Source organism: Hydrotalea sandarakina (assembly GCF_003254115.1).
GTDB classification, from domain to species: domain Bacteria; phylum Bacteroidota; class Bacteroidia; order Chitinophagales; family Chitinophagaceae; genus Hydrotalea; species Hydrotalea sandarakina.
On record NZ_QKZV01000001.1, the window covers coordinates 230,389 to 242,397 of the forward strand.

A 12,009-nucleotide genomic window follows, 5' to 3' on the forward strand; every position below is an offset into this window, starting at 1 on the left:
CAAATGTTATATATCAATTATATATTATGACAAACAAAGTAATCAATAAGGCATCAATAGGTGGTGCATTAAAACAATCTTTTTTAAAATTAAATCCTGCCACATTAATATTGAATCCGGTAATGTTTACAGTATGGTTAGGAACTGCGGTAATGGCTTGTGTTTGTATATGGATTGCTTTAGGCGAAACATCGCAGGGCAGTTTAAGCTATAATGTAACCATTACCATTATTTTATTTGTAACATTATTGTTTGCCAATTTTGCGGAAGCAATAGCTGAAGAACGTGGCAAAGCACAGGCGAATAGTTTAAGAAAAACCCGTGAAGATTCACCTGCTAAGTTAGTGTTGCCTGTAGGTGAAATTTATATGAATGAAGTCATTACAATTCCGGCTTCCAAGTTGAAAAAAGGAGATGTATTTATTTGTGAAACCAATGATATTATACCGGCCGATGGTGAAATTATTGAAGGTCTTGCTACCATTGATGAAAGTGCTATTACCGGAGAAAGCGCACCTGTTATAAGAGAAGCGGGTGGTGATAAAAGCAGTGTTACCGGCGGCACTAAAGTATTAAGTGATAAGATAAAAGTTAAAGTTACAAGCGATGCCGGAGAAAGTTTCTTAGATAAAATGATTGAGTTGGTGGAAGGTGCTTCCCGACAAAAATCGCCCAATGAAATTGCGCTTACTATTTTGTTGGCAGGGTTTACATTGGTATTCATTATTGTAACGGTAACACTTAAACCATTTGCCGATTATGCACATACACCCATAACCATTGCGGCTTTCATTGCCTTGTTTGTTTGTTTAATTCCTACAACCATTGGCGGCTTATTGTCTGCCATAGGCATAGCAGGCATGAATAGAGCATTAAAAGCCAATGTGATTACAAAAAGCGGTAAAGCAGTTGAAACAGCTGGTGATGTGGATGTGCTGTTGCTTGATAAAACTGGTACAATTACGATTGGTAATAGAAAAGCTACTCATTTTCATGCATTATCTAATGTTGACAAGGAATATTTTAAACAAATGGCGGTATATAGTTCCTTGGCAGATGAAACCCCTGAAGGAAAATCTATCATTGAGTTAGCTGACATGAATGTATCGGTACAGCAATTAGAAAATCCCAGGTTTATTGCATTTACTGCCGAAACACGTTGTTCGGGAATTGATTGCAATAACTTACGCATAAGAAAAGGGGCGGCTGATGCTATTAAGAGAATTTGCGAAAAAGCAGGCACCATGTTTCCGGAAGAAGCTACCCATATTGTTCAATCTATTTCAATGCAAGGGGGTACACCGTTAGTGGTGGCAGTAAATGAAAATGTGATAGGAGTGGTAGAGCTACAAGATATTATAAAAACAGGTATTAAAGAGCGTTTTGACCGATTACGAAAAATGGGTATAAAAACTGTAATGGTTACAGGAGATAATCCATTAACCGCTAAATACATTGCAGAAAAAGCAGGTGTAGATGATTTTATTGCCGAAGCAAAACCTGAAGATAAAATGAATTACATAAAGGTTGAACAAATGCAAGGCCGCTTATTTGCTATGATGGGCGATGGAACAAATGATGCCCCTGCTTTAGCTCAAGCTGATGTAGGTGTTGCCATGAATAGTGGTACCCAAGCAGCCAAAGAAGCAGGCAATATGGTTGATTTGGATAATGACCCCACTAAACTAATTGAAGTAGTTGAAATTGGAAAGCAATTATTAATGACGCGGGGTACACTTACTACTTTTAGTATTGCCAATGATGTAGCAAAATATTTTGCCATTGTGCCGGCCTTATTCATTACCTACATTCCTGCATTGCAGGGAATTAATATTATGCATTTGCATAGCCCTCAAAGCGCCATTTTATCTGCTGTTATTTTCAATGCAATTATCATTCCTTTATTAATTCCATTGGCTTTAAAAGGTGTTACCTATCGGCCTATTGGTGCAAGTGCTTTATTGCGCCGCAATTTATTCATTTATGGCTTAGGGGGTATTATAGTTCCCTTTGTAGGTATTAAACTCATTGATATGATTGTTACATACTTTTTTTAATATAATTAGATATGAAAACTTATTTATTTCCGGCTATACGATTAACATTTGTTTTTTTGGTTCTATGCAGCATTATTTACACTGCAATTATATGGGGTGTTGCAAAAATTACACCCAACAATGGCGAGCCTGCAATTATAAATGTGCAAGGAAAAAGAATGTATAGCGATGTTGGACAAAAGTTTGATGCTGACCAATATTTTTGGTCGCGTCCTTCTGCTGTAAATTATAATGCGGCCGCTGCAGGTGCCAGTAATAAAGGCCCATATAATACCGATTATTTAAAATCAATACAGGCCAATATTGATTCGTTTGTAATACATCATCCGGATGTGGCTGTGAAAAATATTCCCATTGATATGATTACAGCCAGTGCTAGTGGCTTAGACCCCGATATTACGGTTCAGGCTGCCAACATTCAGGTAAATAGAATTGCTCATGTTCGCAATCTTCAACCCGGTTTACTGCAGTCATTAATTCAACAACATATTCATCATCCATTTTTGGGAATTTTTGGTCCTGCTTATGTAAATGTATTGGAATTGAATGTTGCTTTAAATGATTTGTCTGCAAGTTATCATGCACAATAAAATTTTTTAATTCATTTATGCGAAAAATTACATTTTTATTTTTTTATTTTTCTGCTGTTGCCGTAAATGCGCAAACAGATTCCTCAAAACAAAAATTGAAATTGAGTGCATACCTTGATATGTATGATACCTATGATTTTGCCAATCCCGATAATCATACTCGCCCCACTTTTTTGTACAATTACACCAGAACAAATGAGGTTAATTTAAATTTAGGTTATATAAAAGCTTCGTTAGTAGAAAAAAATGTAAGAGCTAATTTGGCTTTTGCCACCGGTACTTACATGAATGCCAATTATGTCAATGAAGTTGGTGTAATGAAAAATGTTTTTGAGGCTAATTTGGGTGTAAAACTATCATCAAAAAAAGCACTATGGATAGATGCAGGTATTTTCCCGTCACACATTGGTTTTGAAAGCGCCATATCAAATGATTGTTGGACTTTAACTAGAAGTATATTAGCGGAAAACTCACCTTATTATGAAAGTGGTGTGCGGCTATCTTATACTACTTCAAACGAAAAATGGTATTTGTCAATGCTATTGCTGAATGGATGGCAAGTTATTAATAGAGTAGATGGCAATAATGCACTTGCTTTAGGCCATCAGGTTACTTTTCAACCATCGCAGGCCGTTTTGTTCAATAGCAGTTCATTTATTGGTAATGTATATGCAGACAGTATTTCGCGAATGCGCTATTTTCATAACTTTTACACAGTTATTCAATTCAGTTCCAAGTGGGGAATCACAACAGGGTTTGATATTGGGCTTCAACAAAAACACAAGTATAGTAATTCATTGAATAACTGGTATGGCTACGTAGTTATATTACAATGGAAACCTACTGAAAAAAATGCAATTGGATTGCGGGTTGAAAATTACAATGACCCGAATAATATTATTATTCCAAAAGGTTTCAACAATGGGTTTAATACCTTTGGTTACTCACTTAATTATGATCAATCTATTTTACCCAATTTATTGTGGAGAATAGAAGCCAGATATTTATACAATTCCGATAACTATTTTACAAATAATAATATGCCGGTTAATAATAATGTTTCAATTTGTACAGCACTTCAAATGTCGTTTTAATGGCTAATAAAGATATTTCCATACAAGATTTTTATAACCTGATTAAAAAATCTAAGCGCGGTAAATTTAAAATTTACATAGGCATGAGTGCAGGAGTTGGCAAAACTTACCGCATGTTACAAGAAGCGCATGCTTTACTAAAAAATGGGGTAGATGTTAAAATAGGATACATTGAAACACATCAACGAAAAGAAACAGAAGCCTTGTTACAAGGATTACCGGTTATACCTCGACGAAAATTGTTTTATAAAGGTAAAGAGCTGGAAGAGTTAGATGTTGCTGCGGTATTAAACATGAGGCCTGAAGTGGTAATTATTGATGAGTTAGCCCACACCAATATTGAAGGAAGTAAAAATGAAAAACGTTGGCAAGATGTTATGGAAATATTAGAGGCCGGGATAAATGTAATTAGTGCGGTGAATATACAACATATTGAAAGTTTAAACGAAGATGTAAAGTCCATAACAAACATAGAGGTAAAAGAACGTATTCCGGATAGCGTTTTGCGGGAAGCAGATGAAGTGGTGAATATTGATTTAACTGCTGACGAATTAATAGACAGATTAAAAGAGGGGAAAATATATACAGCTGATAAAATTCATGCTGCGTTAAAAAATTTTTTTCAAAAAGAACACATACTACAATTGCGCGAATTAGCATTGAAAGAAGTAGCATCGCAAGTAGAAAGGAAAGTGGAAACTGAAGTAATAAAGAGTAATACATTAAAACCTGAACGTTTTTTAGCTTGTATTAGTTCCAATGATCAAACAGCAAAAACGGTGATAAGAAAAACAGCACGTTTGGCTAACTATTACAATTCAAAATGGTATGTTTTGTACGTACAAACTATGGATGAAAGTCCGGAGAAAATTCCTTTGGATAAACAAAGACATTTAATTAATAATTTTAAAACCGCTACCGAATTAGGTGCTGAAATTATTAAAATGAATAGCAATAATATTGCTAAAACAATTATTGAGCAATGTGAAGAGCGGCAGATTACTACTGTATGCATAGGTAAACCGCATTTTAGTTTATTCAGGTTAATACTTTTCACCAATGTGTTTAATGAACTATTAAAAAAACTTTCATTTAGTAAAGTTGATTTGATTATATTAAGCTGATAATTGTATTTGAATTTGTTATTGAAATAAGTGAACACTGAATTTTATTCAATTTTGAGCATTTTTATATGAAAACAAAATCAAAGCTGTCAATAGGTATTGGTTTGTTGTTTGTAATGATTGTCTTACTCACAACCTTGAGTATATTTTATATTAACAAACTTTCAAACGATTCCAAAAATATTTTAGTTGCCAATTATAATACGATTGATTATTGTAGAAAAATGGAAATTGCTTTGAATGATGGAATTGAGATACCCAACAATAAACAATTGTTCTTAAATAGTTTACAACTACAGCAAAAAAATATTACGGAATTAGGTGAGAAAGAACTTACCGATGAGTTGTGGAATCATTTTCAAGAATTAGTCGTAAAGCCACAAGATACTATTGTAATTAAAGAAGTGCGAAATGATATTTCTGCTATTATGTTGTTGAACATGCAAGCCATTGAACGGAAAAGTAATATTGCGAACATAACTGCTCAAAAATCTGTTTTTTGGATTACCATCTCAGGTACTATTTGTTTTTTGGCTGCTTTCATCATGTTTGTGAATTTACCCGGTAGTATTGCTAATCCCATTCAAGAACTTACAAATAGTATTAAACAAATTGCAGCACAAAATTATTCGCAAAGGGTTCACTTTTCCGGACATGATGAATTTGCTGAATTGGCGGCTTCGTTTAATTCTATGGCCGAGAAGTTAGAAGCTTATCAATTAAGCAATTTGGAAAAGTTAATGATGGAAAAGAAACGCATTGAAACACTTATTGATAATTTACAAGACCCGATTATTGGTTTAGATGAACAAAAAAAGATATTATTCATGAATACCATTGCCTTGCAAATTACAGGGCTTAAGTCAGATGAGGTAAAAGGTAAATTTATACAAGATATTGCGGTAAAGAATGATTTAATTCGAAACTTAATTCAAGAATTGTTTTCAGATACGGGCACAACTTCCCTAAAAAAGCAACCAATAAAAATTTATGCCGAGGGTAAAGAAAGTTATTTTGAAAAAGAAATTATTCCCATTCGTATAATACCAACCGGTGAAACGGTTGAAAAGCTTATTGGTAATGTAATTCTTTTGCAAAATATTACGCCTTATAAAGAGTTAGATTTTGCAAAAACCAATTTCATTGCTACTATTTCTCATGAATTAAAAACACCGCTTTCATCTATTCAACTAAGTACTGCATTGTTGTCGAACAAACAAATTGGTAATTTAAATACTGAGCAACAAGAACTGATTGATAGTATTAAAGAGGATGCCGGGCGATTACTAAAAATTACAGGGGAATTATTAAATCTCTCACAATTGGAAAGTGGTTTAATTCAGCTTTCAGTTGTGGAATGTAATCCTTTAGATTTAGTGCATTATGCTCTCGAAGCTAATCAAAAAATAGCTGAGCAAAAGAAAGTTTCAATAAGAATGCAAATACCTGATGAATTACCTAATGTGAAAGCAGATAAAGATCGCACCTCATGGGTATTATCTAATTTATTATCAAACGCTATTCGGTATTCTTACGAAAATTCCTCTGTTATCATTACTATTCTCAATAAAGGAAATGCATTGCATTTTGCTGTTCAAGATTTTGGTGTGGGGATTCCGCCACAATATTTAAACAAAATTTTCGATCGTTATTTCAGAATTCCCGGAAATAAAAGTGAAGGAACCGGTTTGGGACTTAGCATTTGTAAAGAATTTATGAATGCCCAAGGCAGTGATATAAAAGTGGTCAGCGATTTTGGATCTGGTTCAACTTTTTCATTTGATTTGCCGGTGGTATAAATCAATCTGTTACTAATTCTTTTAAAAAATAAAAAAGCCGCTTCATTGTTGAAGCGGCTTTTTTTGAGGTTTATGTTATAGTCCGTTATTTGTTATCTGCCGTTTCTTTCAACATTTCTTTTACGGCTGCTTCCAATTGATCATCTTTTCCAAACAATACATCATTGTATGGATTATCCACATCAATATCAGGATTAATTTGCAAATTCTCAGTTGGTCTGCCTTCTTTACCAATGGTGGCAATCATGGGAATGCCAAATACAAGGGTAGGATCAATTTGTGTTTCCCACCAAACGGCTGTACCGGTTCCGGGAACAGGTTTGCCAATTAATTTTCCAATATTGTTAGCGCGATAAGCATAAGGGAATAAGAATGCATCACTATAATTACTTTCACTCATTAACACACAACTGGGTTTAGTCCATTTACCTGCGGGTTCACCACCGGCTGCTTTAAATCCATAGGGTGCAAAGCTTAAGTATTGTTTGCCTTTTAAGAAAGTAACTAAATCATCGTGTAACCAACCACCACCATTAAAGCGCGTATCAACAATCAAAGCTTTCTTGTTGTAGTTTTTACCCATTACTTTATCAAAAAATTCGCGATAGCTGGCATCATTCATGCCTTGAATATGTACGTATCCAATTTGACCATTGCTCAGCTTGTCAACCATTTCGGCCATGGTATTGGTCCAGCGTTTATATAATAACGCATTTTCTTCCATAACGGTAATGGGTTTAACGGTTTCTTCCCAAGTGGTTTTTGTGGTTGGATTATATACTTGTAATAAAACATTTTTACCGGCCTTTCTATTTAAAAAACTATTCCAATCAACTGCGTCAGTAATGTTATCCCCGTCAATAGCCATAATAATATCGCCTGCTTTTATTTTGCTGGTTGCTTTATCTACAGGGCCACCTTTCATTACTTCAGTAATTTCTAAACCGTTACCGCCTTTCATTTCATTATAAAATAAACCCAATGAAGCGGTATTGTCACCATCGGGATTACGAGGTGAATAACGACCACCGGTATGTGAAGCATTTAATTCACCCAATAATTCACTTAATAATTCCTGAAAGTCGTAGTTATTATTAATGTGCGGTAAGAAACGTGCATAATCAGCTTTATACATTGCCCAGTTTACACCATGTAAATTCGGATCATAAAACTTTTTCTGCACTTGGCGCCAAGCATGTTCAAAAATATAAGCACGTTCACCGGCTGTATTTAAAACCATTTCACCATTAATGGTAACGGGGGTTACCTTGCCGTTATCAACATCCACTTTCATTAATTTACCACCACCTAATACAAACAATTGTTTACCATCTTTACTTAATTCCATATTCCCGCCGCTGCTAAGTTTGGTTAACAGTTTCATTTCTTTGGTGCGGGTATCCATCTGCCACAAGTCGGCACCTTGTTCAAAGCGGCTTAATAAAAACAGTTTACTGCCATCGGCCGATAGTTTATAATCATCTAAATTCATTGAAGCATTGGTAAGCCGAACTTTCTGATGGTCTAAATTGCTGAAATCTAATACAACATTTTCTTTCTTTTTTGTTGTGTCTTTATTTTCTTTTTCTTTTTCTTTCAGTAATGCTGCATCTTCCTTGTTTAAATTAAATTGGTCGTAAGCATTTTTATCAAAGAATAAAGCATATACATCTGCTTCTTTCGGCCCTTGAATAGCTAAAGAACGCTTACCTTCCTTGTCAGAGGTAAATAATAGTGCTTTTCCACCCAAAGCCCATTGTTGGCGATTGTTACTAAAACCACTTTGTGTAACATCGGTGCCGTTGGCATCACTACCATCTGCTTTAAACACCATAATAGCACCACCGCTTAATCCAAAAACACCTTTACTGCTTCTAACGGCAATCCATTTGCTATCGGGGCTCCATTCAAAACGTTGATCACCATCGCTATACGAAAAATTTTGTCCGGCAGGTAGGATGGTAGTGCTTGTTTTAGAAGCTAAATCATAAACTTTTAAAATATTTCTTTCTTCTAAATATGCAATTTTTTTACCATCGGGTGAAGGCATGGGTTGAAACTCTTCTTTTTCAGTAGCAATCACCGGTTCTTCTTTAATTAAAGTAGATGCATAAAAATAAGGCTCTTCCTTGCGGGCAATAGTGGCTTTGTAAATATCCCAACTGTTACCCCTTTCTGCCGCGTAATACAAGCTTCTGCCATCGGGTGCAAATGCTACCATGCGTTCTTGTTGCGGTGTATTGGTGATGCGTTTGGTATAGCTTCCATCGGTGCTGGTTACAAATACTTCGCCCCTAAATACAAACGCAATTTCCTTACCGTTAGGTGATACACTCATTTCAGTAGCACCGCCATTAATAGTTACATTTTTTTCTACGTTACCCCGTGTGTCTGCATTAATGATAATGTTTACTTTTTCGGGTTTGCCACCTTGTTTAAGCGTATATATTTCTCCATTCCATGAAAAACACAAAGTGTTGTTGTTTGAGCGGGATAGGTGACGAACAGGATAATCTTTCAAATCGGTTAATTGTTGCTCTGCAATTTTTAATTGCAATGGCATTTTGTAAATATTTTGTGTGCCATTTTTTTCACTTAAATAATACACATATTGATTATCGGCACTAAAAACCGGCTCTCTGTCTTCACCATTAAAAGTGGTAAGTTTTCTGTAATTTTTTGTTTGGAAATTATACAACCAAATATCACGGGTTACACTGCTGGTGTGGTGTTTGCGCCAAGGATCTTCATAGCCTTTTCTATCTTGAAACACAATTTCCTTTCCATCATTACTGTAATGAACATTTTCAGTGCCGGCTGTATTCAGTAAAATATTTCTACCGCCGGTAACAGGTACTTCATATAATTTAAGAAATATTGCTTTTTGCGGAAAACGAACGGATGTGTTTAAATCATTTCGGCCACTGCCAAAAATAACTTTGGAATTATCGGGTGAAAAATCCCAAGGAAAATCGTTGGCTGAGTTATAAGTTAAGCGTTTTGCTTCACCACCATTAGCAGGCATAACAAAAACATCAAAATTGCCGTAGCGGTCAGAGGCAAAAGCAATGTATTTGCCATCATGGCTCCAAACGGGCATTTGTTCTTGCGATTCGTTTAAAGTTAGAGGAATGGCTGTTCCACCTGTTGCAGGAACACTGTACAAATCGCCTTTATACCCAAATACAATGGTATTGCCATCGGGACTAATAGCAGGGTAGCGTAGCCATAATGGCGGATTGTTTTGTGCATTTACAACAAAGCTGCAACTCAGCAGCATCAATAAATAAAATAATTTCTGCATGGCATTTCGTTTTATTTTTATCGGAACAATAAAGATAATTATAGACAATGGACAGTACGACTAAATTTTATGAACGGATAAAAGCATTGCAGCCAACAATAGCATCTGTTGTACCATTCAAGGCAGAGACCGATAAGTTAGTAAAAATGGATTTTACTGAAAAAAATGATGTATGGAAGGAAGCAATTATTACAAATGTTGACTTGTTTTCCACTACGGTTCATTCAATTTTACAAACTGCCGATGCCCGTTATGGTATTGGTGGTTATTTAGAAAACAGGCATATTTATGCGCGTAGTCGAGTTTTTGATGGAACTGAGCCTCGCCGCATACATTTAGGAATTGATATTTGGGGCGAGGCAGATACACCTGTAATGGCTCCTATAGACGCAACTGTGCACAGCTTTGCGTTTAATAACGCTTATGGCGATTACGGGGCTACCATTATTTTGCAGCATTCATTAGGTGAATTTACTTTTTATAGCTTGTATGGGCATTTGGCTTTAAAGAGTTTGCAAACATTGGAAGAAGGAATGCCTATTAAAGCAGGTACAACATTTGCCTGGTTGGGAAAACCGGAAGAAAATGGGTATTGGCCTCCACATTTGCATTTTCAACTAATGTTACAGATGGAAGGGTATAGGGGCGATTACCCCGGTGTATGTGCTGCATCGCAATTAATGCATTATGCACAAAATTGTCCCAATCCCGATATTATTTTACAAATGGAACAATTTGCAGTGCTTGCTAATTAACTGCTTGTAATTAAATTTGCAAAAAACAATCCACATGTCACACGAAATTCATCAGGAAGAAGATACTAAGAAATTTACCCTTACCGTAATTCTGTCTTTTGTTGTAATATTTTGTTTTTATGTATTGTTAGCACAATGTAAAGGGCCCTACCATCCGCACGTTGAACATGCTACAACTGAACAATCAGCGCCTGCTGCACATGAATAATATTACGTTTTTGTTTCAGCAGCTTTAGGTATAAACATTTATTTGTGTAATCAATGAAAATTTGATTACACAAATATTTTACCATTCATTATAGTGGTAGTAATGATTACAAATTATTTTCTTATTCTTTCTTGGCTATAAGACTGTAAAGAAGCATACAAAGCAAGAGAAAAGCTAAGGGGTTTAACTATAATACTGAATGCTACTGTATGCGTATGGCAAATAATTTTGGCCAATATTTGCCCGTGATATAGAAAGTGTGATTTGAACTATCAAAGGCAATACCATTTAATACATCACGTTTAGCCGTTTCTGCAGGTGGGGCATATCTTTCCAACAATCCATTTAAGTTCAAGGTGCCTATCACTTTTCCTGAATTGGGATCAATTTTCACTATTTGATCAAAATCCATGGTATATAAATTGGCAAATATATTGCCATCCACATATTCTAATTCATTTATATACACTTCGTGCCCGGCATAATCTTTTGGCACCCCTGTAATAGGTAAAGTTTTTACAATTTTGAATGTTTCAGGATCGCGATAAATTAATTCATTATGTCCATTGTCCATAATTAAGTTGTGTCCATCATTCGTCATTCCCCAACCTTCGCCTTCATAAGAAAATTCGTTTAGTTTTTTAAAAGTGTTGGCATCGTAAACAAAACACTTTTGTTCTTTGTAGGTTAGCTGGTAAATTTTACCATTCAACATAGTAATACCTTCACCAAAAAAAGCGGGTGCCAGTATAATTTTTTGTACATCTTTTCCGGTATTTACATTTGTTTTAGATAGCTTACTTCTTCCGGCATAATCCGGATCGCCGGTGCTTTCATACAAAAAACCGTTATGAAACTCTAATCCTTCCGTAAAAGAAGCCGTATCGTGCGGATAAACTGCTACTATTTGATAGGATAAAGCAGGTATGCTTGGGGTAATGGTATTGATGGTTGAACTGTCGTTGTTTTCATTATTGTTTTTGCAAGCAACAAAAAACAAAGCAAATAAAATGATAATGAATGGATAATTGAATTTGTTGCTTTTAATGAATGATTGATGCATGTGGATGAATTGTAG

General features: G+C 35.3%; 9 protein-coding genes. 7 read left to right on the forward strand and 2 right to left on the reverse strand.

What is annotated here, in order from left to right; translation table 11 throughout:
- Positions 1–26: 26 nt before the first annotated feature.
- The 5 genes from kdpB to LX80_RS01055 all read left to right on the forward strand — a co-directional run bounded on the left by kdpB (position 27) and on the right by LX80_RS01055 (position 6,664).
- The gene (gene kdpB / locus LX80_RS01035; protein ID WP_111293176.1) at positions 27–2,057 is read left to right on the forward strand and encodes a potassium-transporting ATPase subunit KdpB; all 2,031 of its coding nucleotides are present in this window, start codon (positions 27–29) and stop codon (positions 2,055–2,057) included.
- 11 nt (positions 2,058–2,068) lie between these two features.
- Complete coding sequence (locus LX80_RS01040) at positions 2,069–2,647, forward strand: potassium-transporting ATPase subunit C (RefSeq protein ID WP_111293177.1); 579 nt, start codon at positions 2,069–2,071, stop codon at positions 2,645–2,647.
- 17 nt (positions 2,648–2,664) lie between these two features.
- Positions 2,665–3,741, forward strand: a complete 1,077-nt coding sequence (locus tag LX80_RS01045; RefSeq protein ID WP_111293178.1) for a porin — start codon at positions 2,665–2,667, stop codon at positions 3,739–3,741.
- Positions 3,741–4,865, forward strand: a complete 1,125-nt coding sequence (locus LX80_RS01050; RefSeq protein WP_111293179.1) for a sensor protein KdpD — start codon at positions 3,741–3,743, stop codon at positions 4,863–4,865. Before LX80_RS01045 ends, LX80_RS01050 begins: the two co-directional genes overlap by 1 nt.
- A gap of 68 nt (positions 4,866–4,933) precedes the next feature.
- Positions 4,934–6,664: a HAMP domain-containing sensor histidine kinase gene (locus tag LX80_RS01055; RefSeq protein ID WP_111293180.1), complete on the forward strand. Its 1,731-nt coding sequence runs from the start codon at positions 4,934–4,936 to the stop codon at positions 6,662–6,664.
- Between the two features lie 85 nt (positions 6,665–6,749).
- On the opposite strand, the gene LX80_RS01060 is transcribed toward LX80_RS01055, so the two are convergent.
- The gene (locus LX80_RS01060) at positions 6,750–9,968 is read right to left on the reverse strand and encodes a S41 family peptidase (protein WP_111293181.1); all 3,219 of its coding nucleotides are present in this window, start codon (positions 9,966–9,968) and stop codon (positions 6,750–6,752) included.
- Positions 9,969–10,015: 47 nt separating this feature from the next.
- Between LX80_RS01060 and LX80_RS01065 the strand changes: the two genes are divergently transcribed.
- A complete protein-coding gene (locus tag LX80_RS01065) occupies positions 10,016–10,723 on the forward strand; it encodes a peptidoglycan DD-metalloendopeptidase family protein (RefSeq protein WP_111293182.1) in 708 nt (235 codons plus the stop codon).
- A 34-nt stretch (positions 10,724–10,757) separates the two neighbouring features.
- A complete protein-coding gene (locus LX80_RS14415) occupies positions 10,758–10,931 on the forward strand; it encodes a hypothetical protein (protein WP_170120350.1) in 174 nt (57 codons plus the stop codon).
- A 202-nt stretch (positions 10,932–11,133) separates the two neighbouring features.
- On the opposite strand, the gene LX80_RS01070 is transcribed toward LX80_RS14415, so the two are convergent.
- Entirely contained in the window at positions 11,134–11,994 is an 861-nt protein-coding gene (locus LX80_RS01070; RefSeq protein ID WP_111293183.1) for a glutaminyl-peptide cyclotransferase, read from the reverse strand.
- Positions 11,995–12,009: the final 15 nt, after the last annotated feature.